At 64.4% G+C, this 26,915-nt stretch carries 27 protein-coding genes; 15 read left to right on the top strand and 12 right to left on the bottom strand.

Going from position 1 to position 26,915, the window contains the following annotated elements:
- Positions 1-10 precede the first annotated feature (10 nt).
- On the bottom strand, positions 11-1,030 hold the full coding sequence (locus AABA51_RS17030; RefSeq protein WP_338273291.1) for an extracellular solute-binding protein: 1,020 nt from the start codon (positions 1,028-1,030) through the stop codon (positions 11-13).
- A gap of 184 nt (positions 1,031-1,214) precedes the next feature.
- On the opposite strand from AABA51_RS17030, the gene AABA51_RS17025 reads away from it, so the two are divergent.
- Positions 1,215-2,390: an MFS transporter gene (locus AABA51_RS17025; RefSeq protein WP_338273290.1), complete on the top strand. Its 1,176-nt coding sequence runs from the start codon at positions 1,215-1,217 to the stop codon at positions 2,388-2,390.
- Positions 2,391-2,638: 248 nt separating this feature from the next.
- On the opposite strand, the gene AABA51_RS17020 is transcribed toward AABA51_RS17025, so the two are convergent.
- Positions 2,639-3,940, bottom strand: coding sequence for a DEAD/DEAH box helicase (locus tag AABA51_RS17020; protein ID WP_338273289.1), 1,302 nt, complete (start codon positions 3,938-3,940; stop codon positions 2,639-2,641).
- 445 nt (positions 3,941-4,385) lie between these two features.
- On the opposite strand from AABA51_RS17020, the gene AABA51_RS17015 reads away from it, so the two are divergent.
- Positions 4,386-5,408, top strand: coding sequence for an aspartate-semialdehyde dehydrogenase (locus AABA51_RS17015; RefSeq protein ID WP_338273288.1), 1,023 nt, complete (start codon positions 4,386-4,388; stop codon positions 5,406-5,408).
- Between the two features lie 178 nt (positions 5,409-5,586).
- Complete coding sequence (locus AABA51_RS17010) at positions 5,587-7,230, top strand: mucoidy inhibitor MuiA family protein (RefSeq protein ID WP_338273287.1); 1,644 nt, start codon at positions 5,587-5,589, stop codon at positions 7,228-7,230.
- 3 nt (positions 7,231-7,233) lie between these two features.
- Here AABA51_RS17010 and AABA51_RS17005 read toward each other — a convergent pair whose 3' ends face one another.
- From AABA51_RS17005 to AABA51_RS16990, 4 genes are all read right to left on the bottom strand, one after another.
- Positions 7,234-7,749: a hypothetical protein gene (locus tag AABA51_RS17005; protein ID WP_338273286.1), complete on the bottom strand. Its 516-nt coding sequence runs from the start codon at positions 7,747-7,749 to the stop codon at positions 7,234-7,236.
- Positions 7,750-7,794: 45 nt separating this feature from the next.
- On the bottom strand, positions 7,795-8,106 hold the full coding sequence (locus tag AABA51_RS17000) for a P-II family nitrogen regulator (RefSeq protein WP_338273285.1): 312 nt from the start codon (positions 8,104-8,106) through the stop codon (positions 7,795-7,797).
- A 5-nt stretch (positions 8,107-8,111) separates the two neighbouring features.
- On the bottom strand, positions 8,112-9,092 hold the full coding sequence (locus tag AABA51_RS16995) for a sodium-dependent bicarbonate transport family permease (RefSeq protein ID WP_338273284.1): 981 nt from the start codon (positions 9,090-9,092) through the stop codon (positions 8,112-8,114).
- A 70-nt stretch (positions 9,093-9,162) separates the two neighbouring features.
- Positions 9,163-9,813: a carbonic anhydrase gene (locus tag AABA51_RS16990; RefSeq protein ID WP_338273283.1), complete on the bottom strand. Its 651-nt coding sequence runs from the start codon at positions 9,811-9,813 to the stop codon at positions 9,163-9,165.
- 141 nt (positions 9,814-9,954) lie between these two features.
- Here AABA51_RS16990 and AABA51_RS16985 point away from each other — a divergent pair, with 141 nt between their 5' ends.
- From AABA51_RS16985 to AABA51_RS16975, 3 genes are all read left to right on the top strand, one after another.
- A complete protein-coding gene (locus tag AABA51_RS16985; RefSeq protein ID WP_416914881.1) occupies positions 9,955-10,344 on the top strand; it encodes a hypothetical protein in 390 nt (129 codons plus the stop codon).
- A gap of 63 nt (positions 10,345-10,407) precedes the next feature.
- On the top strand, positions 10,408-11,799 hold the full coding sequence (locus tag AABA51_RS16980; RefSeq protein WP_338273282.1) for a leucyl aminopeptidase family protein: 1,392 nt from the start codon (positions 10,408-10,410) through the stop codon (positions 11,797-11,799).
- Complete coding sequence (locus AABA51_RS16975; RefSeq protein WP_338273281.1) at positions 11,796-12,638, top strand: C40 family peptidase; 843 nt, start codon at positions 11,796-11,798, stop codon at positions 12,636-12,638. The genes AABA51_RS16980 and AABA51_RS16975 overlap by 4 nt, the downstream gene beginning before the upstream one ends.
- 99 nt (positions 12,639-12,737) lie before the next feature.
- On the opposite strand, the gene AABA51_RS16970 is transcribed toward AABA51_RS16975, so the two are convergent.
- Positions 12,738-13,076 (bottom strand): DUF2794 domain-containing protein, encoded by a 339-nt coding sequence (locus tag AABA51_RS16970; protein ID WP_416916686.1) that lies wholly within the window; start codon positions 13,074-13,076, stop codon positions 12,738-12,740.
- A gap of 106 nt (positions 13,077-13,182) precedes the next feature.
- Here AABA51_RS16970 and AABA51_RS16965 point away from each other — a divergent pair, with 106 nt between their 5' ends.
- Both AABA51_RS16965 and AABA51_RS16960 read left to right on the top strand, forming a co-directional pair.
- Positions 13,183-13,473 (top strand): hypothetical protein, encoded by a 291-nt coding sequence (locus AABA51_RS16965; protein ID WP_338273279.1) that lies wholly within the window; start codon positions 13,183-13,185, stop codon positions 13,471-13,473.
- Positions 13,474-13,606: 133 nt separating this feature from the next.
- On the top strand, positions 13,607-13,933 hold the full coding sequence (locus AABA51_RS16960; RefSeq protein WP_338273278.1) for a hypothetical protein: 327 nt from the start codon (positions 13,607-13,609) through the stop codon (positions 13,931-13,933).
- 3 nt (positions 13,934-13,936) lie between these two features.
- Here AABA51_RS16960 and AABA51_RS16955 read toward each other — a convergent pair whose 3' ends face one another.
- The gene (locus AABA51_RS16955; protein ID WP_338273277.1) at positions 13,937-14,806 is read right to left on the bottom strand and encodes a branched-chain amino acid aminotransferase; all 870 of its coding nucleotides are present in this window, start codon (positions 14,804-14,806) and stop codon (positions 13,937-13,939) included.
- Positions 14,807-14,997: 191 nt separating this feature from the next.
- On the opposite strand from AABA51_RS16955, the gene AABA51_RS16950 reads away from it, so the two are divergent.
- The 6 genes from AABA51_RS16950 to dxs are packed head-to-tail and all read left to right on the top strand — an operon-like array spanning position 14,998 to position 20,228.
- Complete coding sequence (locus tag AABA51_RS16950; RefSeq protein ID WP_338273276.1) at positions 14,998-15,513, top strand: MarR family winged helix-turn-helix transcriptional regulator; 516 nt, start codon at positions 14,998-15,000, stop codon at positions 15,511-15,513.
- Positions 15,510-16,223: a response regulator gene (locus AABA51_RS16945; RefSeq protein WP_338273275.1), complete on the top strand. Its 714-nt coding sequence runs from the start codon at positions 15,510-15,512 to the stop codon at positions 16,221-16,223. Before AABA51_RS16950 ends, AABA51_RS16945 begins: the two co-directional genes overlap by 4 nt.
- A gap of 19 nt (positions 16,224-16,242) precedes the next feature.
- Positions 16,243-17,175: a histone deacetylase family protein gene (locus AABA51_RS16940; protein ID WP_338273274.1), complete on the top strand. Its 933-nt coding sequence runs from the start codon at positions 16,243-16,245 to the stop codon at positions 17,173-17,175.
- A complete protein-coding gene (locus AABA51_RS16935) occupies positions 17,172-17,417 on the top strand; it encodes an exodeoxyribonuclease VII small subunit (protein ID WP_338273273.1) in 246 nt (81 codons plus the stop codon). The genes AABA51_RS16940 and AABA51_RS16935 overlap by 4 nt, the downstream gene beginning before the upstream one ends.
- Positions 17,418-17,420: 3 nt before the next feature.
- Positions 17,421-18,287, top strand: coding sequence for a polyprenyl synthetase family protein (locus AABA51_RS16930; protein ID WP_425328824.1), 867 nt, complete (start codon positions 17,421-17,423; stop codon positions 18,285-18,287).
- A 21-nt stretch (positions 18,288-18,308) separates the two neighbouring features.
- Positions 18,309-20,228: a 1-deoxy-D-xylulose-5-phosphate synthase gene (dxs, locus tag AABA51_RS16925; protein ID WP_338273272.1), complete on the top strand. Its 1,920-nt coding sequence runs from the start codon at positions 18,309-18,311 to the stop codon at positions 20,226-20,228.
- Positions 20,229-20,275: 47 nt separating this feature from the next.
- On the opposite strand, the gene AABA51_RS16920 is transcribed toward dxs, so the two are convergent.
- Positions 20,276-21,064, bottom strand: a complete 789-nt coding sequence (locus AABA51_RS16920; protein ID WP_338273271.1) for an ion transporter — start codon at positions 21,062-21,064, stop codon at positions 20,276-20,278.
- Positions 21,065-21,076: 12 nt separating this feature from the next.
- Positions 21,077-22,309, bottom strand: coding sequence for a class I SAM-dependent RNA methyltransferase (locus tag AABA51_RS16915; RefSeq protein WP_338273270.1), 1,233 nt, complete (start codon positions 22,307-22,309; stop codon positions 21,077-21,079).
- A gap of 251 nt (positions 22,310-22,560) precedes the next feature.
- Here AABA51_RS16915 and AABA51_RS16910 point away from each other — a divergent pair, with 251 nt between their 5' ends.
- On the top strand, positions 22,561-23,094 hold the full coding sequence (locus AABA51_RS16910) for a hypothetical protein (protein ID WP_338273269.1): 534 nt from the start codon (positions 22,561-22,563) through the stop codon (positions 23,092-23,094).
- A gap of 78 nt (positions 23,095-23,172) precedes the next feature.
- Here the strand turns inward: AABA51_RS16910 and AABA51_RS16905 are convergent, their stop codons facing one another.
- A complete protein-coding gene (locus AABA51_RS16905; RefSeq protein ID WP_338273268.1) occupies positions 23,173-25,035 on the bottom strand; it encodes an ABC transporter ATP-binding protein in 1,863 nt (620 codons plus the stop codon).
- Positions 25,032-26,879, bottom strand: coding sequence for an ABC transporter ATP-binding protein (locus tag AABA51_RS16900; RefSeq protein ID WP_338273267.1), 1,848 nt, complete (start codon positions 26,877-26,879; stop codon positions 25,032-25,034). The genes AABA51_RS16905 and AABA51_RS16900 overlap by 4 nt, the downstream gene beginning before the upstream one ends.
- Positions 26,880-26,915 lie beyond the last annotated feature (36 nt).

Genomic DNA, 26,915 nt, shown 5'->3' with positions numbered 1-26,915 from the left:
ATGGCCGGGATCATTCCCAACCGGCGCTGTTCAGCACCTCGACCGCCATCCCGACATTGGCCGCGATATCGCTCAGATCGATCGTGTCGGGCCGGAAAATCCCCAGCGCCGCAACCGACGGCGACAGGCCCACACCCGGCACGGCGGGGTATTCGTCGTTGCCCGCCGAGAAATACTGCTGCGCCTGGTCGGAGGCGAGGTATTCAAGGAAAGCGATCGCATTCTCGCGGTTCGGCGCATGGGCCGCCACACCGCCCCCCGACACGTTCATATGCGCGCCCAGATCGTTCTGGTTGGGGAACACCCAGCCGATATTGGCCAGCTGCTCGGGCGTGATCTGGTCATCGCCTTCCCGGATGATGCGCGAGAAATAATAGGTGTTGGACATCGAGATGTCGCATTCCCCCGACGCGATGCCGCGCAGCTGGTCGGTGTCGCCGCCCTGGGGCGCGCGGGCGAAATTGCCCACGACCGCCGTCGCCCAATCCTCGACCGCCTCGGCGCCCAGATGCGCGATCAGCGCCGCGGTGATGTTCTGGGTATAGACGTTCGACGACGACCGGATGCAGACCATCCCCGCGTATTCCGGATTCGCCAGGTCCTGGTAGGTCTGCGGCGGGTTCGCCACATCGGTCTTGTCGTAAAAGATGATCCGCGCGCGCTGCGAGAAAGCGAACCAGTTGTTGGCGTCATCTTGCAGATAGGCGGGGATGCGCGCCTCCAGCACCTCGCTCTCGACCGGCTGCAAAAGCCCCATCTCGGTCGCGCGGGCCAGCCGCACGGTGTCGACGGTCAGAAACACATCGGCGGGGCTGTTTTCGCCCTCGGCCTGCATCCGCGCGATCAGCTCGTCGGCATTGCCTTCGATCCGGTTGATCGTGATGCCGGTCAATTCGGTGAAATCGGAATAAAGCCGCTCGTCCGTGTCGTAATGGCGCGAGGAATAGAGGTTCAGTTCCTGCGCCTGCGCGGCGGTCAGCGTCGAGACCGCGATGGCGGTGCCCATCAGGGCGGCAAAAGTCCGGGTCATGGAGGAGGCTCCGTTGTTGTCCAAATCATATACCTGACTGAAATACTCAGCTGGGTTGCCGCCCTTGAACAGCATCTCCGACCCCATGTCAATATTCCCGACAAAAAGTATCGGAAACCGCGCCCGCTTGTCGCGGCCCCGCCCCCGGTGCAGAACCCTCCCAACACGGGAGAGAGGGGGCACCATGCGCGCCGGGATCGCGTTTCTTGTCGTGGCCTATACGCTCAGCCAGTTCTACCGCGCCTTTCTCGCGGTGCTGGCCCCGGCGCTTCAGGCCGATATCGGGGCCACGACCGGCGATCTGGCGCGGGCCTCGGGGCTGTGGTTCGCGGCCTTCGCGCTGATGCAATTGCCCGTGGGCTGGGCGCTCGACACGATCGGGCCGCGCCGCACCGCCTCGGTCCTGTTCCTTGTCGGGGGCGCGGGCGGGGCGGCGGTCTTTGCCATGGCCGAGGGGCCGGGCGCCATCACGCTGGCGATGATCCTCATCGGCATCGGCTGCGCCCCGATCCTGATGTCGACCTATTACATCTACGCCCGCCAGTTTTCCCCCGCCGTCTTCGGCACGCTCGCGGGGGTGACGGTGGGCCTGTCCTCGCTGGGCAACATCTTGTCGGCAGCCCCCCTTGCCGCGCTGATCGAGCTCTTTGGCTGGCGGCAGACGGTGGGCGCCTTCGCGGGGTTCACCGCGCTCATGGCGCTGGCCATCGCGGTGCTCGTGCGCGACCCGCCCAAGCCTTTGGGCGAGGCCAAGGGATCGCTCCTCGACCTCGTGAAAATGCCCGCGCTCTGGCCGCTTATGGCGATGATGTTCGTCTGCTACGCGCCTGCCGCCGGCCTGCGCGGGCTCTGGATCAGCCCCTATGTGACCGAGATCTTCGGGGCCGACCTGTCACGGATCGGCATGGCGACGCTCGTGATGGGCTTGGCTATGGTGGCGGGCAATTTCCTCTATGGCCCCGCCGACCGCCTCTTCGGAGGCCGCAAACGGCCCATCCTCATCGGCAACGGGCTGGTGGCGCTCCTGCTCCTGTCCTTCTGGATCGCGCCCCCCTCCGGGCTTTGGACCTCCGTCGCGCTTTTCGCGGCCATCGGCCTTCTGGGGGCCTCCTATCCCATCGTCATCAGCCACGGGCGCAGCTTTTGCCCCCCGCATCTGACGGGACGGGGGGTGACGCTTCTGAACCTGTTCGGAATGGGCGGGGCGGGGGTGATGCAATTCGCCTCCGGCCCCACCTTCGCCGCCCTGTCCCAAACCCGTCCGCCGGTGGAGGCCTATGGCACGCTGTTCGCGATCATCGCGGTGATGATCCTGATCGGACTGGCGATCTACTGCCGCGCCGAGGACCGGACAGGGTGATCTTGGGGTGGGGGAAACCCACCAAATCCCTCCACCGGTGGATCATGCTGCGCGTGAACGCACACCCTACATCCGACGCGCGGTGGCTGGGTAGGGTGCTGCCTTCAGGCGCACCACGAGAACGCGCCCCCACCCTGCGGTGCGTTACCTTGTGCGTTGGATAATGCTGCGCGTGAACGCACACCCTACGCGAGTCGGGCGCAGATTGTGGGTGGTGCGCCTGTCACGGCGCACCCCAACCCCCCGCCTCACGCGGCCCGACGACGGCGCGGCCCGCGGCCCTGCGGCTTGGCATCGGCAAAGGGCCGACCATGGGCGGGCTTGCCCGGACCTTTGCCCGATCCCTTGCCCTGTCCCTGGCCCTGACCCGGCCCACGACCGCGCCCGCCGCCACGCTGGGGCTTCTCCATCTTGACCGCCTTGGGGCGCGTCCCCGAGGCAACCGGGATCTCCACCTTCATCAGCTTCTCGATCTGCACCAACAGATCGACCTCCTCGGCGCAGCAAAACGCGATCGCCTCGCCCTCGCGGCCCGCCCGTGCGGTCCGGCCGATCCGGTGGACGTAATTGTCCGGCGTATCGGGCAATTCGTAGTTGATCACATAGGCCACGCCCGGAATGTCGATGCCGCGTGCCGCGACATCGGTGGCGACCAGGATGTTGATCTTGCCATCCCGAAACCCGTTGATCGCCCGGTCACGCTGGCCCTGGCTCTTGTTGCCGTGGATCGAGGCGGCGTTGAACCCGTCATCGACCAGCCCCTTCATCAGCTTTTCCGCGCCATGCTTGGTGCGGGCGAAAACCAGCGTCAGCGCCTCGGGATCGCGGCTCAGGATCTCGCGCAGGACCTTGGGCTTTTCGCCCTTTTCCATGTAGCGGATCGATTGGGTGATCTTGTCGGCGGCCTTGCCGGGGGGCGACACCTGCACCCGGCGCGGATTGGTCAGATAGGCGCGGCTCAGCTCTTCCATCTGCTTGGGCATCGTGGCCGAAAACAGCATGGTCTGGCGCGGCGTGCCCAGCGCGGGCGCGATCTTGCGCAGCGCATGGATGAAGCCCAGGTCGAGCATCTGGTCCGCCTCATCCAGCACAAGGTGACGCGCCTGCCGCAGATCGACCGCGCGGCGGTCCATCAGGTCGATCAGGCGACCGGGCGTGGCCACAAGAATGTCGACGCCACGGGCCAGCGTGCCGATCTGGCGGTTGATCGACTGGCCGCCCACGACGGTCGCGATCTTGATGGGCGTGTTCATCGTGAAATGGCGCAGGCTGTCGGCGATCTGGTTCACCAGTTCGCGCGTCGGGGCCAGGATCAGCGCGCGCGCCGTCCGCGTCTGGGGGCGCGTCTCGTCTTCCATCAGATGCGCGATGAGCGGCAGGCCAAAGGCCAGCGTCTTGCCGGTGCCGGTCTGGGCCAGGCCCAGGATGTCGTGCCCTTCCAGCGCAAGCGGGATCGCCTGGTTCTGGATCGGGGTGGGTTTGTCAAAGCCGCCGGCCTTGAGCGCGTTGCGCAGAACCTTGTTCAGGCCAAGCATGTCGAAGTCGAACAAATCGTATCCTTTCGGGCGCCGCGCCGATGCGCGCGCCACAGGTGATGCCCCGGCATGGGTGCCGGAACGGACGAGGGTGCGACCGGGCCTCTCTGGCCGCGATCGTCAGAACCCTGCGTGAAGGGGAACTGGGGTTTGCCTGTCGCCGTCAGGTCTGCGCGACGCGTCTTTCTTGCGTCCACGCTCCGACTGCTCACGCGGCAGCGCGGCGACATGAGGGGCACATGCGCTCTCGGGGGCCACAAGTCAAGCCGGGTCCGGTCACCTCTCCCGCTGTCGTTACAGATGCACGACAGCTTCCCGACAGGATCACGACACGAACCCTACGGCCCCGATCCCGGCTTTTCGGCCACATCCCGCCCCCGCCGCGACGCGCTGCCCCTTCCCCTCGCAGGGCACCTCCTGTAAGCGCGCAGCCATTCATTACCCCGAAGGACCAAGGATCATGGGATACCGAGTCGTCGTCGCGGGTGCCACGGGCAACGTGGGCCGCGAAATGCTGAACATCCTCGCCGAGCGGGAATTCCCCGTCGACGAGATCGTCGCGCTGGCCAGCCGAAAATCGCTGGGCACCGAATGCAGCTTTGGCGACAAGACCCTGAAAACTAAGGATCTTGATACCTTCGATTTCACCGGTTGGGACATCGCGCTGTTTGCCATCGGCTCCGAGGCGACGGCGATCTACGCGCCGAAAGCGGCCAAGGCGGGCTGCGTCGTGATCGACAATTCCTCGCTCTACCGCTACGACCCCGAGGTCCCGCTGGTGGTTCCCGAAGTGAACCCCGAAGCGGTCGAAGGCTACGCGAAAAAGAACATCATCGCGAACCCCAACTGCTCCACCGCGCAGATGGTGGTGGCGCTTAAGCCCTTGCACGACCGCGCAAAAATCAAGCGCGTCGTCGTCTCGACCTATCAATCCGTCTCTGGTGCGGGCAAGGCCGGGATGGATGAATTGTGGGATCAGACCAAGGGTATGTACGTGCCCGGCCAGGAACGCGCGCCCGCGAAATTCACCAAGCAGATCGCCTTCAACGTGATCCCGCACATCGACAAGTTCATGGAGGACGGGTCGACCAAGGAAGAATGGAAAATGGTGGTCGAGACCAAGAAAATCCTCGATCCCAAGATCAAGGTCACCGCGACCTGCGTCCGCGTTCCCGTCTTCGTCGGCCATTCCGAAGCGATCAACATCGAGTTCGAGGAATTCCTCGACGAGGAAGAAGCCCGCGATATCCTGCGCGAAGCGCCCGGCATCATGGTCATCGACAAGCGCGAGGACGGCGGCTACGTCACGCCCATCGAATGCGTGGGCGATTACGCCACCTTCATCAGCCGCATCCGTCAGGACAGCACGCTCGACAACGGCCTGAACCTGTGGTGCGTCTCCGACAACCTGCGCAAGGGCGCGGCGCTGAACGCGGTGCAGATCGCGGAAACGCTGGGCAACCGCGTTCTGAAAAAGGGCTGATCGGTCCTTTTCCCAATGGCTCGAGCGGCTGGTCGGACCCTGTCTGGCCAGCCGCTTTTCGTTTTCTCCTTGAGCAAAGCCTTGCCGGATCGGGCCGATCCCGTGGCATGTTATTGTGCGACAGCCGCCAAAGGCGCACCCCTTTTGCGGGACCATCGCCACCAAGGAACATCCGAAAATGCGTTTTGCCCTGAGCCTGACCGCGGCCCTTCTGACCGGCACTGCCGCGCTTGCCGATGACATCGTGATCCGCGCCGATATCGACGCCGCGACCGTTTTCCTGTCCGGGGCCGAAATCACCCAACGCGCCAGCGCCACGATCCCCGCAGGCACCCATCGATTGCTGATCGCCATGCCCGATGCAGCCCGCGTCGACCGGATCGGCATCACCGGACCTGATGGCCTGTCGCTGGGTCTGCCGCAGCCCTTTTCCGGGCAGGTGATCGCCGAGGGCGCGCTCGACGATGCCGAACAGGCGACTGCCCGCGCCGACGTGGCCGCCGCCCAAGCGGCGTTGCAAGCGGCACAAGATGACCTGGGCGCGGCCGATGCCGGGCTTCGCGCATTGGAGGCGCAACTTGCCTACCTGACGGCCCTGTCGCGTGGCGGGCCGGAGGGTGCGGCGATGCCCGTAGACCCCGCGACCCTGCCGCAGCTTCTGGCCACATTGGGGGCCGAGACGGAGCGGGTTCAGGCCGCCATCCTTGCCGCGCAGATCACGCGCCGCGATCTCACCCAAATCCTGCAGGACAGGCAGGCCGATCTTGCCAGCGCCATGGCAGCGCTGGATCGGTTGCGCCCGTTCGGCACCAGCATCGACGGTGTCGAGGTGACGGTGACGACCGAAACGGAGCTAAGCGCCGAGCTTGTGCTCGATTACCTGAGTTTCGACGCCGGGTGGGAGCCCTCCTACGAATTCCGGCTGAACAGCGAAACGGGCGTTCTGGATATCGCGCGGCACGTCACGCTTTACACCGATGGCCGCACGCGCTGGCACGATGTCGCCGTCACCGTTTCGACCGCCGAACCGAACCGCCAGCGCCTGCCGTCAGAGGTCTATCCGACGCCCGCGCGGATCATGGAACCCGCCCCGCCCATCGCCATGGAAACAAGCCGTCTGGGCGGTCCGGGCCTCGAGATGGCCGATGTCATTCCCATGCCTGCCCTTGTCGCCGAACCGATGGCGGCTGTGGCGATCGAGGGGCTGTCGCTCAGCTATGTTCTGGCCGGTCCGGTCAGCATCGGGCCGGGGGGTGAGGCGGTTCTGCCGCTCGACACAATGACGCTTGCGACCGAGACCACGGCGCGCGCGGTGCCACGGGTGGATGACACGGCCTTTCTCATCGCTGCCGGTCGGAACGACACGGGCGAGCCGATCCTGCCCGGGCATGCCCGCTTTTTCCGCGACGGGGCGCTGGTGGGCGAGGATGTGACTGACCTGATCCCCGCCGGGGCCGAGATGGAGCTGGCCTTTGGCCCGCTGGACCACCTGCGGCTGATCTGGATCGACCGGACGCTGGCCGAAGGGGATCGGGGTGTCTTCACAAGCTCGAACACCCAAGATCGGCAAATCGCCTTCGGGGTCGAGAACCTGTCGGATCGCGCGGAAGAGGTGCGGCTGGTCTATGCCACCCCCTTTGCCGAACAGGAGGATCTGGAGATCGAGGTGACGCTGGCCCCTGCCCCCGATGCGCGCGATATCGACGACCGGCGCGGCGTCCATGCCTGGGACCTGTCGGTTCCGGCGGGCGCGACGCGGCTGATCGAGATGGGTGTCGCGCTGGAATGGCCCGAGGGGCAGGTGCTGACCTGGTGGCCGTGAGGATCAATCGGGTTCGATGAGGACAGGGTCGTCATCATCCCAGACCGGTGAGGCGGGATGCATCATCGGGGCTGAGGCCGGATCGCCGCCCAGGATGCGGGGAACGAGATGCCGGTGGGAATGGCCCGGAAAGGGGGCCCGAAACCGGCGCATCAGATCGGCATAAGCCGCCCCGATCTCGGACCCTTTGCAGAGCCTTTCGCCGTCGGACAGGCGATGGAGCGCAAGCCCGCCGCCGCGTTCGCGAAAGATGTAGCCCTTGGCCCGCATGCGGGATTGAAGATCGTCCCACCCGGTGGCCTGCCCGATATCGGCGGCGACGCGCGCCCGGACGGGCGCAAGAAGCCGTTCCTCGGTCCGTCCGGACCGCGTCACGGCGCAGGGATCGGGGGGCAGCGATTTCCGCAATCGGTGGCGCAATTCCGCGTGCAGGCTGCGGCCCTGTGCTGCCGCCGCTTCGGACAGGGCGGCGAACAGGGGCTCGGGCAGGTCAAGGATCAGGCGGCGGGTTGCACTCATGCCCGCAGCCTCGGCCAGATTGGTTAAGGCGGGGTAAACCGCGCCTCAGAACCTTTCGGCCCGCAGAACCTCGCAATCGGTGACGGTGACGACGCCGATATGCCGTTCGACCACGGCAAAGGCCGCATCCAGCAAACCGTCCAGCCGGTCAGGCCGGATGATGCAGACGACGCTGACCATGCCGCCCGCGCGACTGACCTGTCCCTCGCGGCTCCATTGGCCGGACCGCCCCGAGCCCCCCAGAACCGGAAGGATGGTGAAACCCGTCACCCCCGCCTTGATCAGGGCGTTGGTCAGCCGCGTCTCCATCACCGCTTCGATGGTGATCTCGACCCGTTTCGCCTTGTGGGTCTGCATGTCTGTCAGGCTCCGGTCACGAGGCTGGCGACCGCGAGGTAAAGCGGGATGCCCAGCGTCAGGTTGAAGGGGAATGTCACCCCCAGGGACAGCGTGAGATAGACCGATGGGTTGGCCTCGGGAAGGGCGACGCGCATCGCGGCGGGCACCGCGATATAGGAGGCGGAGGCGCAGAGCGTCATGAACAGCACCACGCCGCCCGTCGACAGGCCCAGCAAAAGCCCCGCCACAAGACCAAGGCTCGCCCCGATGGGCGGCATGATCACCCCGAACAGGAACACGCCCGGTGTCAGCACCGAGCGCGCCTCGCGCAGGCCGCGCCCCGCGACAAGGCCCATGTCGAGCAGGAACAGGCACAAGACCCCCTGAAAGGGCGCGACGATGAAGGGCGCGATCTTGTCCATCCCCTCGGCCCCGGTGATCCAGCCGATGAGAAAGGACCCGACCAGCAGCACGATGGACCCGTTGAGCAGGATTTCCCGCATCAAGCCTTCTTCCATCTCGGGGCCGGTCTTGCCGTAGCGCGCGATGAGCCAGAGCGCCGACAGGATCGCGGGCGCCTCCATCACGGCGGCGACGGCGACCATGTAGCCTTCGGAACTCAACCCCGCCGACCCGATGACGGAGGTCGCGGCGACGAAGGTCACGATGGAGATCGAGCCGTAATGGGCGGCGACGGCAGCGGCATCTGTCACGTCGAGCCGCGTCATGGTCCGCAACAGGGCAAAGGCGATCAGCGGAATGGTGAAGGACAGGATCAGACCCGCGAGCAGCGACAGCAAAAGCGTGCTGTCGATGCCGTGATCCGAGACGCTGACGCCACCCTTGAAGCCGATGGAGACGAGCAGATAGATCGACATGCCCTTGGCGATCGCCTCGGGGATGGACAGGTCGGATCTTGCGAAGCTGGCCAGAAGCCCGAGCGCGAAGAACAGGATGATCGGCGACAAGAGGTTTCCAGCCGCAAGCGCCAGTATTCCGTCCATCGTCAGTTCCCTTGCGTCAGGTCAGGTCAGGTTCGGGCCCGTTTAGGCGGTGGGCCCTTGGGGGTAAAGCTCAACCCTTTACGAAATGGCGGACCGTGCCGTCGAAGGTTTCGAGGTTCATCTCGGCCAGATCGGTCCATAGCCCGTGCAAGGTAAGATCCCCGGCATCGACGGCTTCGGCGACGAAGGGGTAGCTCAGGAGATTCTCGAGGCTGATGTGGATGCCTTCCTTTTCGAGCGCGGTCTGGCGATCCTCGGGCGAGGTGATGTCGGCGATGCGCGCAACCGCGGGCCGCAGGGTATCAAGCCAACGTCCGATAAAGCTTTCCTGCCGCTCGAGATCGGGGGCTTCGCCCGCGCACATCTGGAGACATCCACGCACACCGCCGCAATTGGAATGACCCATCACGATGATATGGCCGACATGCAGGTATTTCACCGCGAATTCGACCGCCGCCGCCGTGCCGTGGTGGCGTCCGTCGGGCGTGTAGGGAGAGACGAGGTTGGCGATGTTGCGATGCACGAAAACCTCGCCCACCTGCTGGGCAAAGACGGCCTCGATGGCGACACGGCTGTCGCAACAGGCGATGACCATGGCGCGCGGTGTCTGGCCTTCGATGGCGAGTTTGCGGAACAGGTCGCGGTTGCCCGGAAATTCGTGGGTCTTCCAGTCGCGATAGCGGTGCAACAGGTAGTCGGGCAGGGATTTGACGCGGTGCATGGGTCTTGGCCTTGATCTCGTTGCGGTTGAATAGACCGGATTGCCGACAAATTGGAGGTTCTTCTTGCCGCGCCCTCAAGGGTTTCTTCAGGGCACTTGGGCATCTTGCCGCCATCCCGTGGTGGGGGTGATCTTTGGAGCGTGTTGATGACGGCGGTGGTGACGATGCTTCCGCTGGGGGAACCTGCGCGGTTCAACCCCGGCCAGCTTGAGAAATTATGCGAGAAACTGGGCGATCTGCGTGCCGAAACCGAAGTGGCCCATGCGCTTGACCGCCTGTCGGTGCTGCTGGACGATCTGGCGCGCTGTCGCCGAAGCGGGGATCACGCCGATATGGGCGCGCTGCTTGCGGCCTTGGTGCATGATGCGCAGCTGATCGGCATGGCCACCTTGGCGCGCGTCGGGCAGGATGTGCACGATTGCCTGCACAGCGGCGACCCCACGGCCTTGGCCGCCACGCTGGCTCGTTTGCTGCGCGTCGGCGACAGGTCGATCCATGCGATCTGGGACCTCGAGGATGTTTCGGGCTGAGGCCACTTGCGGCGGCGGGGGCGGGCGCTAGTGTGCGCCCCGAGCGATCAAGGCCGTAATCACATGTCACAGACCCTGCATTTCGCCCCCGCCACCGACGATGCCATTCCGCTGCACCTGATCGCCCCCGCTGGGGTGGATGCGGTGCTGGCAAAGCTTGGCGCGCCGCAACAGGCCTGGGCGCGCCATCATGGCTTTGCCGGCGCGCTGGCCGAGGTCTGCGCCCTTCCCGGCGAGGACGGTCGGCCCTCCGCCATCCTGATCGGCACCGGCACGGCGCAAGACCGGCTGCGCAAGCGGTTCGCCATCGGGGCCGCCATTGCGGCCCTGCCCGATGCGACCTATGCCTTGGCCGCGCCGCTTGACGGGGCCGAGGGTGAGGAAATCGCGCTGGGCTACCTCTTGTCGCTCTATCGGTTCGACCGCTACCGCCCGCAATCCCGACCCAAGGCCCGGCTTGTCGCGCCAAGGGGCGTTGACTGCGCGCGGCTGGAACGGATCGCCGCAGCCGAGGCGCTGACCCGCGATCTGATCAACACGCCGGCCGAGGATATGGGCCCCGACGCGCTGGAGGCGGCAGCCCGTGATCTGGCCGCACAATTCGGGGCAGAGATCACCGTCACCGAGGGCGAGGCGCTTTTGGCGTCCAATTTCCCCCTGATCCATACCGTGGGCCGCGCCGCGGCACGTGCGCCGCGCCTGATCGACCTGCGCTGGGGCAAGGGTGGGCGCAAGCTGACCCTGGTGGGCAAGGGCGTCTGTTTCGACACCGGGGGTTTGAACCTCAAACCCGGCGCGTCCATGGGCCTGATGAAAAAGGACATGGGCGGGGCTGCAACGGTTCTGGGCCTTGCGCAGATGATCATGGCCGAAGGGCTGGACCTGTCGCTGCGGGTGCTGATCCCGGCGGTGGAAAACGCGGTTGCGGGCAATTCCTTTCGGCCCGGCGACATCTTTACCGCGCGCAATGGCAAGACGGTCGAGATCAACAATACCGATGCCGAGGGGCGGCTGGTCCTGGCCGATGCGCTGGCCCTGGCCAACGAAGACCCTGCCGATCTGACGATTTCCATGGCGACGCTGACCGGGGCCGCCCGTGTCGCGCTTGGCGCCGATCTTGCGCCGTTTTTCACCGATGACGAGGGGTTCGCCAGCGCCCTGACCCAGTCCGCGACCCGTGTGGCCGATCCGGTCTGGCGGCTGCCGTTCCACGCGCCCTACGAGGGCATGATCGAACCGGGCATCGCGGATCTGGACAATGCGCCCTCGGGCGGGATGGCGGGCGCGATCACCGCGGCGCTTTTCCTGCGCCGTTTCGTGCCGGATGTTCCGAAATATGCCCATTTCGACATTTACGGCTGGTCGCCGTCAAATGCGCCCGCGCGGCCCAAGGGCGGCGTCGGCATGGGCGCGCGCGCCATCTTCCAGGCCTTGATCGACGGAACCGCACCATGACCCGTGACATGCGCCTGACGCCCTCGAACGGTCGTGTCGCCCATGTCTCGCTCGAGGGCGAGGTGGAGGCCGAACGCTTCGTCAAAGGGCGCTGGATGAGTGTCCAGCAACCCATGGTCAACATCACCGAAACGCCGCGCGGGGCGCGGGCAAGCCAGCTTTTGTTCGGGGAACGGTTTCTTGCGCTGGAGACCGACGAAGGCTTCACCTTCGGCATGGCCGAGCGGGACGGGTATTGCGGCTATATCCTGTCCGGCGCGCTGACCGGCGCGGTGGAGGCGACGCATTGGGTCATCTCGCCCGCAACGCATCTCTACCCCAAGCCCGACATGAAGGCCGCGCCGGATGTCGCCCTGTTTTTCGGCAGCCAGGTGCAGGTGACGGGCGAGCGCGACGGGTTCCAGCGAATCCACACCGGGCATTACATCCCCGGCCAGCACCTGATGCCGATCAAGGCGCGATTTTCCGATCCCGTCGGCATTGCCGATCTTTTCCTCGGCACCCCCTACCTGTGGGGCGGATGCAGCCGATGGGGCATCGATTGTTCGGGGCTGGTTCAGACCGCGCTGGTGGCCTGCGGCATCGATTGCCCGCGCGACAGCGATCAGCAATTCGCCGCCCTCGGGCAGGATGTGCCCCAAGATGCGCCGCTGGAACGGGGCGACCTGGTGTTCTGGCGCGGGCATGTGGGCATGATGTCGAGCGACACGATGCTGCTTCATGCCAATGCCCACCACATGGCGGTCGCCTATGAACCGCTGGCCGAGGCCGCCGAGCGGATCGCGGCGCGCGAATTCGGAGACATCACGGCCATTCGCCGCTTGCCGGGTCTTGGCTAGAGCGCATCGCGTTCATTCGCATTCACGCGCCGCTCTCTAACCTATGATTTTGCATGTCCGGGGAGCGCAAAACCGGTTCCCACTTTTGCGCGACATGCTTTAGGGATCGACCGCGCGGATCAGCTTGCGTTCCAGCACGCGCAGAACGGTCCTGAGGTCATGCCCGCGCTTGAGGATCTGCCCGTCCATGCCGATGACGGCATACATGCCCTGCCGCTCGCGCAGGCGCGGGCGTTTCTCGATCCGGTAGATCGGGTGTTCGGCCGTGCGCCGGAAAACGGAAAAGACCGCGACATCGCTCAGATGCGAGATCCCGTAATCCCGCCATTCGCCCGCGGCCACCATGCGACCATAGAGCGTCAGGATCACGCCCAGCTCCTTGCGGTCGAAGGCAACCTGATCCGTGCGCGCGGCGGGCCCGATGGGCTGGAACTGCATGACCATGGGGGAATGGTGGGGGCGATGGGGGCGGAAATCAAGAGAAAGGGAACCCGGGCCTTTTCGGATTCACGAATTGTAAAGGAATGTCTATATTGATGGGATCATGACCAAGGTGATCGATCAAACCCTTTTTACGGCGATACACGATGTAATTGTGCGTGAGCTTCGCCCTGCACGGATCGTGCGGGTGGACGTGGCACGCGATCTGGACCACGACGGCGACCCGATCTTGCGGATCAAGATCGTGTTCGAAGCCGAAAATGACAGGCTCAATCCGACAGCCGTAAGGGGCTTGATACGCAATCTGCGTGAGGCGCTCATTCCCCTCGACGTTAACGAATTCCCGATGTTCAACTTCGCGACCGTCAAGGAAGACGCAGCTGCAGCCGCTTGACCTTATCCAAACGGCAAAACTCTTAGTGACGAGGCGTTCATCGCGCAGGCCTCGACAATCCGACCTGAAACGCGCGGTCAGCAGCGCATATTACGCCCTGTTTCATGAGGTCTGCAGAACAGTAGCCGACGGAATGATCGGGACTGCCGGGTCGATGCGAAGCGCGCCCGCATGGCGCCAAGCCTACCGTTCGGTCGAGCACGGGTTCGCCAAGGCCCAATGCAGCAATGGCAAGGTGATGACGAGATTTCCGCAAGAAATCCAAGACTTCGGCAACTTGTTCGTGAAGTTGCAGGAGGATCGGCACAATGCTGATTACGACCCCATGTCACGCTTCCAACTCAGCGATGTCGTGCAGATCATCGATGCCGTGGAAGAAGCAATCAGGCTTTATCGACGGACGGACAACAAGGATAGACGGGCCTTCGCGGTCTGGGCGACCATGAAGGCCCGTCACTGACCCTCAGGCCCGAACCAGCGCCTCGTAAGCGTCCGACATGTGGCGCGTGAGCGATCCCACCTCGAAATTGTAGTCGCCGATCTGGCCTACCGGCGTGACTTCGGCGGCGGTGCCGGTCAGCCAGCATTGTTCGAAACCTTCCAGCTCCTCGGGCATGATGTGGCGTTCATGGACCTTGATCTGGCGCTCGTTCAGCATGCCGATCACGGTCTGCCGGGTGATCCCGTTGAGGAAGCAATCGGGCTTGGGCGTGTGCACCTCGCCATCCTTGACGAAGAAGATGTTCGCACCCGTCGCCTCGGCGATATAGCCGCGGTAGTCGAACATCATCGCATCCGAGCAGCCCTTGGCCTCGGCGGCATGCTTGGACATGGTCGCGATCATGTAGAGGCCCGCAGCCTTGGCCTGATAGGGTGCGGTTTCGGGGGCCGGGCGGCGCCATTTCGCGATGTCGAGCTTGGCGCCCTTGGTCTTTGCATCGCCGTAGTAATTGCCCCAGCTCCAGGCCGCGACGGCCATCCGCACCGGGTTGCGCTTGGACGAGACACCCATGTCGTCGCCCGCACCCCGCCACGCGATGGCGCGGACATAGGCGTCGGTCAGGCCATTGGCCTGCATGACCTCGTATTTCGCGGCCTCGATCTCGTCGACGGTATAGGGGATCGGCATGTCGATCATCTCGCCCGATTTCAGCAGGCGCTCGGAATGCCAGCGGGATTCAAAGATCTTGCCGTTATAGGCCCGCTCTCCCTCGAATACGGAGGAGGCATAGTGCATCGCATGGGTCAGGATGTGCACATTGGCCGACCGCCAATCCACCAGCGCCCCATCCAACCAGATCTTGCCGTCACGATCGTCATAGGCCCCGGCCATCGTCCTGATCCTCGTCTCTGTCACCGGCTCTTCCCACCGGATGGTTTTTCGAATGTTGCGCGAAAAATGCCCGAAGCGGACATATTATTGCGCAAAACGCCCTATTCGCTAACAATTGATTCTTGGAAAGTCAACAAGGCTGACTTAAACTGCCCCAAAATCCCGAAGGGGAAAACGGAAGGGACAGCCAGATGGCAGATCGCAACGCGGCGAACCTGATGGGGCGCGGGGAAAGCCTTCTGTTTCTCACCGACGACCAGTTGCGCCGGGGGATCGAGGCCATGTTCTTTGCCTATCGGGGCTTCACCGCCGACCCTGACCGCATCTTGCAGGATTACGGATATGGTCGCGCGCATCACCGGGCGATCCATTTCATCAACCGCTCACCCGGCACGACGGTGAACAACCTGCTCTCGATCCTCGGGGTGACGAAGCAATCCCTGAACCGCGTTCTGCGCACGCTGGTCGAGGATGGCCTGGTGGACAGCCGCGTCGGCACCCGCGACAAGCGTGAACGCCACCTGTTCCTGACGCAAAAGGGCGCCGATCTGGAGCGCGCCCTGTCCGAGGCGCAGCGCAACCGGATGCGCGATGCCTTTCGCAATGCAGGGCCCGATGCGGTCGCGGGCTTTCGCGCGGTGCTGGAACAGATGATGGACCCCGACATGCGCCGCCACTACCAGGAAGGCGGGGACGGCACCCGATGACGACGGATATCGGCGCACATCTGCTGATCGTGGATGATGACGAACGCATCCGGGGTCTTTTGCAGAAATTCCTGATCCGGCACGGCTTCATGGCGACGGTGGCGCGCGATGCGGCACAGGCGCGGCGCTTGCTGGCGGGTCTGGCCTTTGACCTGATCGTGCTCGACGTGATGATGCCGGGCGAGGATGGCCTGAGCCTGTGCCGCGACATCCGCGCGGCCCATGGCACGCCCATCTTGCTTCTGACCGCACGCGGCGAAACGAGCGACAGGATCAGCGGGCTGGAGGCCGGGGCCGACGATTACCTTGCCAAGCCGTTCGAGCCCAAGGAATTGCTGCTCAGGATCAACGCGGTCCTGCGCCGGATGCCCAAGCCAGAGCGCGAGACCGAGGTGCCCCAGATCCTGCATCTGGGCCCCATTCGCTACGATCTGGACCGGGGTGAATTGTGGCAAGGCGCGCAGCCCGTGCGCCTGACCGCGACCGAGGCGGCGCTGATGCGCATCTTCACCGGCGGGCCGAACAAGGCGTTCAGCCGCGCGGAACTGGTGACGCTATTGAACCGGGACAAGATCGGGGGCGAGCAGGTTCAGGAACGCGCGGTGGATGTGCAGATCACGCGCCTGCGCCGCAAGATCGAGCCGGACCCGAAACAGCCGCGCTATTTGCAGACGGTGCGCGGCGCGGGTTACATGCTGTCACCCGATTGACCCCAAAAGGCGCAAGACCATGACGCTTCTCGTCGAAAACCCCGCAGGGCTCGACCATCTCACGCCGCCCGGCCACCCCGAGCGGGTCGAGCGGCTGGAAGAGATCAACGAAGCACTGTCCGCCCCGGAATTCGACAGCCTGACGCGGATGATCGCACCCATGGCCAGTGAAGCCGCGCTGCTTTTGGGTCATCCGCAAGACTACATCGACCATGTGCGCGCCCGTATCCCCGAAAGCGGGATGGCAGGGCTCGACCCCGACACATGGGCCAGCCCCGGTTCGTGGGAAGCGGCGCTGCGCGGCGTTGGCGGATGCCTTGCCGCGGTCGATGCCGTTCTGGCGGGAACCCACCGCAACGCCTTTGTCGCGACGCGCCCGCCCGGCCACCACGCCGAACGGGACCGCGCGATGGGGTTTTGCCTGTTTTCCAACGTCGCCATCGCCGCGCGCCATGCGCTCGAGGTGCACGGGCTGTCCCGCGTCGCGGTGGTGGATTTCGACGTGCATCACGGCAATGGCACGCAGGACGTGCTGTGGAATGAACCCCGCGCGCTGTTCATCTCGTCCCAGCAGATCCCGCTTTATCCCGGCACGGGTGCGGCCAGCGAACGGGGCGGGTCGAACAATGTCCTGAACCTGCCGCTTCCCCCCGGTTCCGGCGGCATCGAGATGCGGCGCGTATACCAGGCGCAGGCCTTTGACCGGTTGCGGAGCTGGCAGCCCGAACTGATTTTGGTTTCGGCGGGCTTTGACGCCCATGTCGATGATCCGCTCGCCAACCTCGCCTGGACCGAGGAAGATTTCGCCTGGCTCACGCGGTCCTTGTGCGACATCGCGGATGAGGTCTGCGCCGGGCGCGTGGTCTCGACTCTCGAAGGCGGCTATGATCTGCCCGCACTCGCGGCATCTGTCGCGGTACATGTCACGGAATTGAAGGAGCGGGGCGCATGAGCCAGGGCAAGCCGATCGGCGAAATGAGTTTCGAAGAGGCGATCCGCGAACTGGAACAGGTCGTGACCGCGCTGGACCGGGGCGATGTCGCGCTGGAAGAGTCGATCAAGCTCTACGAACGCGGCGCGGCGCTCAAGGCGCGCTGCGAGGCAAAGCTCAAGGAAGCCGAGGAAAAGGTCGCGCAGATCACGCTCGACGCGGGCGGCCAGCCCACAGGCACGACACCGGTCGAGGGTCTCTGACAGGTGTTCGCGCAGGCGCTCGATGCGGCCCAGCGGGCCATCACCGGTTTTCTCGCCGAGGAACTGGCGCGGCTTGGCCCGGACCGGGTGGCCGAGGGGATGCGCTACGCCACCAATGGCGGCAAGCGGCTGCGCGGGTTTCTCGTGCTGGAAAGCGCGGGCTTGTTCGATGTGCCGCCAGCGCAGGCGCTGTTCGCGGCCGGGGCGGTCGAATGCCTGCATGCCTATAGCCTTGTCCATGACGACCTGCCCTGCATGGATGACGACGATCTGCGGCGTGGCCAGCCCACGGTTCATGTCAAATGGGACGAGGCGACCGCCGTCCTGGTGGGCGATGCGCTTCAGACATTCGCCTTTGAACTGCTGGCCGATGCGCGCGCAGGCGATGCGGAGCAGCGTGTTGCCCTGATCGGCAGCCTTGCCCGCGCCTCGGGGGCGCAGGGGATGGTTCTGGGGCAGGCACAGGATATCGCCGCCGAAACCGCCGCCCTGCCGCTGACGCTGGAACAGATCACCGAATTGCAGGGCAACAAGACGGGCCGCCTGATCGAATGGCCGGCCGAGGCGGGCGCGATCCTTGGCCGGGCGGACCCTGCCCCGCTGCGCCGCTATGCGCGGGCCATCGGCCTGGCCTTCCAGATCGCCGATGACATCCTCGACGTGACGGGCGATGCGGCGACGGCTGGAAAGGCCCTGCAAAAGGATGCGGCGGCGGGCAAGGCGACCTTTGTCTCCCTGCTGGGTCTTGACGGGGCCAAGGCACGCGCCGCCGACCTGGTCGCCGAGGCCGAGGCCGCGCTCGCCCCCTATGGCGAAAAGGCGCATAACCTTGCCGCGCTGGCGCGCTACATCATCGACCGTGACAGATAAGCCCGGAAGGAGGTCACGCCCATGACCGACCGCCCCAGCACACCGCTGCTTGACCGCGTGACAGCGCCTGCCGATCTCAAGCGGTTCAGCGATGGCGACCTGCGCCGCCTGGCCGATGAATTGCGGTCGGAAACCATCTGGACGGTCAGCCAGACCGGGGGCCATTTCGGCGCGGGCCTTGGCGTGGTCGAGATGACGGTCGCTCTCCACGCCGTCTTCGACACGCCCCGCGACAAGCTGATCTGGGACGTGAGCCACCAATGCTACCCGCACAAGATCCTGACGGGCCGACGCGGGCGGATGGGCACGATCCGGCAAAAGGACGGGCTGTCGGGTTTCACCAAGCGATCCGAATCGCCCTATGACCCCTTTGGCGCGGCGCATTCTTCGACCAGCATCTCGGCGGCGCTTGGCTTTGCCGTGGCGCGGGATCTGGGGGGCGATTGCGACACCGGTCATGGCGATGCGATTGCCGTGATCGGCGATGGCGCGCTGTCGGGCGGCATGGCCTACGAGGCGATGAACAACGCGGGCCATCTGGGCAAGCGGCTGATCGTGATCCTGAACGACAACGAGATGTCGATCGCGCCACCGACGGGCGCCATGTCCTCCTACCTGTCGCGGCTTTACGCGGGCGCACCCTTTCAGGAGCTGAAGGCTGCGGCCAAGGGCGCCGTGTCGCTTTTGCCCGAACCCTTCCAGGAAGGCGCGCGGCGCGCCAAGGAATTGCTCAAGGCCGCGACCGTGGGTGGCACGCTCTTCGAAGAGCTTGGCTTTTCCTATATCGGGCCCATCGACGGGCATGACATGGACCAGCTTCTGGCGATCCTGCGCACGGTCAAGGCGCGCGCCGATGGGCCGGTCCTGATCCATGCGATCACGAAAAAGGGCAAGGGCTACGCCGAACACCGCCCCGACCGGGGACATGCCACCGCGAAATTCGACATCCGCACGGGCGAGCAGAAAAAAGCCCCCGCCAATGCGCCAAGCTATACCAAGGTCTTTGCCCAGACCCTGATCCGCGAGGCGGAGGATGACCCCCAGATCGTCGCCGTCACCGCCGCCATGCCCGATGGCACGGGGCTAGACCTGTTCGGGGAACGCTTTCCGGCGCGCACCTTTGACGTGGGCATTGCCGAACAGCACGCCGTCACCTTTTGCGCTGGCATGGCGGCCGGGGGCCTGAAACCGTTCTGCGCCATCTATTCGACCTTTCTTCAGCGCGGCTATGACCAGATCGTGCATGACGTGGCGATCCAGCGCCTGCCCGTGCGCTTTGCCATCGACCGCGCGGGGCTGGTGGGGGCCGACGGCGCGACCCATGCGGGCAGCTATGACGTGGCATTCCTCGCCAACCTGCCCGATTTCGTCGTCATGGCCGCCGCCGACGAGGCCGAATTGCGCCACATGGTCGTGACCGCGCTTTCGATCGGCGACCGCCCCTCCGCCTTCCGCTTTCCGCGCGGCGAGGGTGTGGGCGTCGATCTGCCCGAGCGGGGCGAGGTGCTGGAGATCGGCAGGGGTCGCCTCATCGCAGAGGGCAACAGGGTCGCCATCCTGAATTTCGGCGCGCGGCTGAAAGAAGTGCGCGAGGCCGCGGAGGCATTGGCGCAAAAGGGCATCACGCCCACCATCGCCGATGCCCGTTTCGCCAAGCCGCTCGACCGCGACCTGATCTTGCAGCTTGCCCGCCACCACGAGGCGCTGATCACGCTGGAGGAAGGGGCCGTGGGCGGCTTCGGCTCCCATGTGGCGCATCTGCTGGCCGAGGAAGGCGTATTCGACACCGGGCTGAAATACCGCTCCATGGTCCTGCCCGACATCTTCATCGATCAGGCCAGCCCCGAGGACATGTACGCCGTGGCGCGGATGAACGCGTCGGATATCGAGGCAAAGGTTCTCGATGTGCTGGGCGTGGCGCGGATGGAGCGGCGGGCGTAGGGTGGGCGATCCGCCCACCATTACCACCGGTGGGCAGATTGCCCAGCCTACTTCAGCCGTTCCTCGATCTTGCGCAGCCGTTCCAGCACCTCGTCGCGATAGGCATCCGTCGCGGCGTTGCTTTCCTCGGCATGGGCGTCCTGCATGGAATTGACCACAAGACCCACGATCAGGTTCACCACGGCGAATGTCGTGACCATGATGAAGGGCACGAAGAACGCCCAGGCATAGGGATAGACCTCGAGCACGGGGCGCACGATGCCCATCGACCAGCTTTCCAGCGTCATCACCTGGAACAGCGTGTAAAGCGACGCCCCGATGGAGCCGAACCATTCCGGGAAACTGGCCGAGAAGAGCTTCGTCGCCATCACGGCACCGATGTAGAAGATGATCGACATCAACAAGAACACCGATCCCATCCCCGGCAACGCGGTCAAAAGCCCCTCGACCACGCGGCGCAGCGACGGCACCGCCGAAACGATCCTGAGCACCCGCAAGATGCGCAGCGCGCGCAGCACAGACAGCCCCTGGGCCGAGGGCACCAGCGCGATGCCAACGATCACGAAATCGAAGATGTTCCACCCCGAGCGGAAGAACCTTGGCCCAAGCGCCACCAGCTTCAGCACCAGTTCCACGACGAAAATCGCCAGACAGGCGCGGTCGAGCAGCAAGATCACCGGCCCCGCCACGGCCATCACGCTTGACGATGTCTCTAGCCCCAGGATCACCGCGTTGAACAGGATCACCCCGATGATCGCATTGCGGATGGTTGGCCGTTCCAACCATGCCTCAAGCTGTCCGCGAAACCCCGCATCCTCGATACGCACGTCGCTCATTCTTTCCCTCGCTCAGTTTGCGCTGAGATGGGGCAGCGACAGGCTGGCCGCAAGCTCCACATGAGGGGACCAGCGAAATTGATCGACGGGTTGCACCCAATTCAGGCGATAACCCGCCTGCGTGAGCAAGGCCGCGTCGCGGGCAAAGGTCACGGGGTTGCACGACACCATGGCGATGCGGGGCACGCGCGCCTCGGCCAACGCGCGGGTCTGCGCCTCGGCCCCGGCGCGGGGCGGGTCGATGACCACGCCATCGAACTTGGCCAATTCCTCGGGCAGGAGCGGGCGACGGAACAGGTCGCGGGTTTCCGTGGTGACCGGGCGCAGGCCCTGCGCATGACGGGCCGCTTGCGACAGCGCGGCGGTCAGGCTCTCATCGCCCTCGACCGCATGGACGGGGGCATGGGTTGCCAGCGGCAGGGCAAAGGTCCCGCAGCCCGCAAAGAGGTCCGCGATGCGCGCCGCACCGGTCAAGGCCTCGGCCACGGCGGCGCGCAGGGCGGCCTCACCCTCGGCCGTGGCCTGAAGAAAGGCACCCGGCGGCGGAGCGACGGCAACAGGCCCAAAGGACAGGCGCGGCACCGCATCGGCATAGACGGGCTCACCCCCCCATGTCAGCCGCGTGATCCGATCACGGAACCGGGGCAGCGCCGCGCGCAGCGGGCCATCCAGCGGCTTGCCCCCCGACACAGCGCAATCGACGCCGGTCTCGGTCAGGGTGAGCGCGAAGGAGAGCGTGGCCGAACGTGACCCGCCCAGTTTGACGATCTCTTCCAGCACCGGGATCAGCGCGAACAGGTCAGGCGCGATCACGTGGCATTCGGTCAGGGGCACGATCACGTCCGACCGCCGCCCGTGAAAGCCCACAAGCGCCCCCTTTTTCGTGCGCCGGCCGGCCAGCGTGGCCCGCCGCCGCGACCGCGCGGGAGAGGTAGCGGTGGCCCGTATCTCGGTCGTCAGGTCATGGGCGGCCAGCGCCGTTTCTATCACCTGCGCCTTCCACCCGGCCACGAAACCGTCCGAGGCATGCATCAGCGAACAGCCCCCGCAGCTGCGGAAATGGGCGCAGGGCGCGCGCACCCGGTCGGGCGAGGGCGTGACGATGCGCGGCGCCTCCATCCGGTCGCCGTCGACCGCGCCCGCCACCACTTCGCCGGGAAGCGTCAGGGGGACAAAGACGGGACCGGGCGCGATGCCGTCGCCCTGGTGGCCCAATCGGTGGATGGTGACTTGGGTATCGGTCATGCTGTTATTTTTCGTCAATTTTCCATCACTTGCCTCGCTCGGCGCTCAAGCTCAATGGCTTCCTGCTTGGGACACCACAATCCACTTTACCAGCACCATAAGACAACAGAGCTAGAAGCCAGCCATCATTTACGAGTAGCCTTGCTCCTCTTTAAGTCGAAGATAGTTGAATTTCTGTAGGCTGCGAAGCATGATACACGATATCTTCGCTTTTTGTGCCAACTTTCAGTTTCGCGTGTGTGAGAAACAATATGTACGACAACAAGGTTCCACCATATAATTTCGCCCCTTTTCACTCATTAGCCGATAACTATGTTGACTATCGCTCCAGAGAACTCTTGCTGAGTATTCTGACTCTTAACTTAATGCTTTCTGTTTTCATTATTGCTTCTTTTGCTCTCATTCCTTGGCAAATATCTTTGATTTCAAGCTTGGCCATTTTGATCATCGTTCAAGGTTTTGAATTAACCTGGGTTTACAACCATAACTGTGATCTAGAGGGACGAGGTTCCGTTGATATTTTCCCCCTTTTTTATATTTCGATCTTAATTCGCGCGCCTGAAAAGTCCGCAGATGAGTGCTGGAAGGCCGCGGAAATACACCTTGTAGAATCGATGAAAAAATACAGACGCGCTAGGCAAAGCTTTTTTCACAATTTTATCGGCGCGTGTATTGGCTTGTCGGCAAAGGTGATTTTAATGGTGGCTTTTTGCGGATGGATTGGGATAAAAATCAGAGAAAACTTTTTAATAATGCTAGATCTTGAAATATTTGCAGGATTATAAGCCTATTCCTCGACGCTCATATATCTGTAAATCACATTTTTTGCCCCACCGTGAGATCCAAAAAATTCAAAAATTTATTTATTCCGCCGCGTCGTTCAAACCGATGAAGCCACCCGACTGGCGGTTCCAGTAGCGCGCGTAAAGCCCGCCCTGCGCCAAGAGGCTGTCGTGGGTCCCGTCCTCGGCGATGCGGCCACGATCCAGCACGACGATCCGGTCCATCGCCGACAGAGTGGACAACCGGTGCGCGATGGCGATCACGGTCTTTCCGTCCATCACCTGCCCCAGCGTATCCTGGATGGCGGCCTCCACCTCGCTGTCGAGCGCGCTGGTCGCCTCGTCCAGAACCAGAACCGGCGCATCCTTGAGAAAGGCACGTGCCAGCGCGATCCGTTGCCGCTGACCGCCGGACAGTTTCACGCCGCGCTCGCCCAGAAAGGCACCGTAGCCCGTGCGCCCGCGATGGTCGATCAGCCCCTCGATAAAGCCATGCGCCTCGGCCCGTTTCGCGGCGGCGTGAACCTCGGCCTCGGTCGCGCCGGGGCGACCATACAGGATGTTGTCATAGGCAGAGCGATTGAACATCGCCGTGTCTTGCGTGACCATCGCGATCTGACGGCGCAGGCTGTCTTGCTTGATCGTCCGCACATCGACGCCATCCAGCGTCACGCGCCCCCCTTCGGCATCGTAGAGCCGCAAAAGCAACGCCACCAAGGTCGATTTCCCGGCACCCGAGGCGCCCACGATGCCGATCTTCTGCCCCGGTTCGACCACCAGATCGATACCATCGACCCCGCCGCCGGTTTCGCGCCCATAGGCGAAACTGACCTTTTCAAAGGCGATACGCCCCTTGGCCGCCGTCAGCTCGACCGCGCCCTCGGCATCGGTCAGGTCATGGGGCGGGGTGAGGGTGCGCATCCCGTCCTCGACCTCGCCGACATTGGCGTAGATGGCCATCAGCGTGAAACTGACCCAGCCGGTCATCTGGGCGATGCGCATCGAAACGGCACCGGTCGCCGCGATCTCGCCCGCCGTGACGCTGCCCGCCTGCCACAGGACGACAGCCCCCAGGACCAAGGCCACCGGCAGCGCCCCCGCCGTCGCCATCAGCGCAAGACGGAACCCGGTGGACAGGAACCCGAAATCAAGCGCGGCGCTGCGATAGCCCTTCATCGCCTCGATCGCGGTTTCATCCTCGTAATCGACATGACCGAACAGCTTGACCGTCTTGATGTTGGTGATCGTGTCCACGATCTGGCCCGTCACATTGGCGCGCGCCGCCGCCCGTGTTTTCGACAGCTTGCGGATGCGCGGCATGAACCAGCGGATCATGTAGAGATAGCCGACCGTCCAGACGAGCAGCACCAACCCGATGCGCCAATCTATGGCGGCCAGCATCACCACCGCACCGATCAGCGTGGCGATGGCAAAGGCACCCGCGTTGATGACCTCGGTCACCACGTTCACCAGCGCGGCTGCGGTCTGCATCTGCTTTTGGGCGATGCGGCCTGCAAAATCATTGTCGAAAAAGCTCACGGCATGGCCAAGCGACCAGCGGTGCAGCCGGCTTTGGATCAGGGGGGCGAGGTTGGGGGGCAAAACGATCCCGTTGAACGCCGCCGAGGCCCCGAAAAACAAGGGGCGCAACAACAGGTAGAACCCGACATAGACCCCGATCAGCAGCGCGTTTTCGGCGAAATATCCCTCGGGACCATGGGACAGCGCGCTGTCGATCACCACGCCCAAGAGCCAGGCGGAGGCCACCTCCATCCCGCCTGCCAGCGCGGAAAACAGTGTCGCGACCCAGATCACGGGCCAGGCCCCGGCAAGACACCACCGCAGGAATGGCCAGAGCGTGCGGGGCGGCGCGCCTTCGGCGGGGGCGAAACCGTCGATCAGATCGGCAAGCCACAACAGGATCGGACGGAACACGCGGGTCATTCCGCCGCCTCCGTCTCGGTTCCGATGAAGCCGCCCGATTGCCGCGCCCAGAATCCGGCATAAAGCCCGCCCTTGGCCAGCAATTCGGCATGCGTGCCTTCCTCGGCGACATGGCCCGCATCCAGCACCACGATCCGGTCCATCTGCGCGATGGTCGAAAGCCGATGCGCGATGGCGATGACCGTCTTGCCCTGCATCACGCCGTAAAGCGTGTCCTGGATCGCGGCCTCGACCTCCGAATCCAGTGCCGATGTCGCCTCGTCCAGCACGAGGATCGGCGCATCCTTGAGGATCACGCGCGCAAGCGTCACGCGCTGGCGCTGACCGCCGGACAATTTCACGCCGCGTTCGCCGACATGGGCGTCATAGCCGCGCCGGCCCTGCGGATCTTCGAGGGTCAGGATGAACTCATGCGCTTCCGCCCGCTTGGCGGCGGCGATCATCTGCTCCTCGGTGGCGTCGGGGCGGCCATAAAGAATGTTGTCGCGGACCGAGCGATGCAGAAGCGAGCTGTCTTGCTGCACCATGCCGATCTCGCGGCGCAAACTGTCCTGCGTCACGCGTCGGATATCCTGCCCATCGATCAGGATGCGCCCCTCCTCGACATCGTAGAACCGCAGCAAGAGCTTGACGATGGTGGATTTTCCAGCGCCTGAGCGCCCGACAAGGCCCAGTTTCTCGCCCGGTCGGATCGTCAGGGTCACCCGGTCCAATCCACCCGCCCCGCGCCCGTAATGGTGGCTGACGGCGTCGAAGGTGATTTCGCCCTGTGCCATCTGCAGCGGCTTGGCATCGGCGGCATCGGTGAGCGTGATCGGGTCTGCGATCGTCTCCATCCCTTCGGCGACAACGCCGAGCGAACGGAACAGCGTGGAAACGGCCCACATGATCCAGCCCGTCATCGCGTTGAGGCGCAAGGTCAGGGCCGTCGCGGCGGCAACCGCCCCGACCGAGGCGGCACCGGCGGACCAAAGCCAGAAGGCCCAACCGACAACCGAGACGATCAGCAGGCCGTTCAACGCGGTCAAGGCCACGTCCATGATGGTAAAAAGCCGCATTTCGCGGGCGAAGGTCTGCCGCGTCTCTTCGATCGCTTCCTTGGCATAGGCGATTTCGCGGTCGTGATGGGCGAAAAGCTTGACCGAATGGATGTTGGTATAGCTGTCGACGACCCGCCCCGTCGTCATGGAGCGTGCATCGGCGCTGGCCTTGGAGGCGGGGCCGATGCGGATGATCGTCCAGCGCAAAAGCAGGCCGTAGAGCGCAAACCATGCCAGAAGCGGGATCGCGAGACGCGGGTCGGCATCGGCCAATAGGATCGCGGCGCCGACGAGATAGGCGAGGGAAAAGGTAATTGCATCAAAGATTTGAAAGATCGCGTCGCCCGCGCTGCCGGGGGTCTGCATGATCCGGTTGGCGATGCGGCCCGCGAAATCATTCTCGAACCAGCCGACCGATTGGCGCAGCACCTGCCGATGCGCGCGCCAGCGGATCAGCGCGCCGAATTGCGGCAGGATCGAATTGTTCAAAAGCGCGACATCGAGGCCCTGGATCAGCGGGCGCAGCGTCAGGATGAAGATCGCGGCGACGATCAATTCCCAGCCATGGCTGGCCAGAACGCTGCTCGGATCGCCCGTGGACATCAGGTCGACAACGCGGCCCATATACCAGATCAACCCCACCTCGACGACCGCGACGATGACCGACATCAGGGCCGTCAGGGCGAATACGCCCTTGAAAGGTTGGGAATATTCCCAAAGGAAGGGCCACAGCCGACGCGGCGGCGCATCGGTTTCGGAATAGGCCGTGTAGGGATCGACCAGATTTTCGAAGAAGCGGAACATGGGGGCTTTCGGTCCTGAGCCCCTGATATAGGTCGA

The sequence above is a fragment of the Roseicyclus marinus genome (assembly GCF_036322625.1).
Lineage (GTDB): Bacteria > Pseudomonadota > Alphaproteobacteria > Rhodobacterales > Rhodobacteraceae > Roseicyclus > Roseicyclus marinus_A.
The sequence above is the reverse complement of the archived record's forward strand: the minus strand, read 5'-3'. Positions and strand labels throughout refer to the sequence as shown.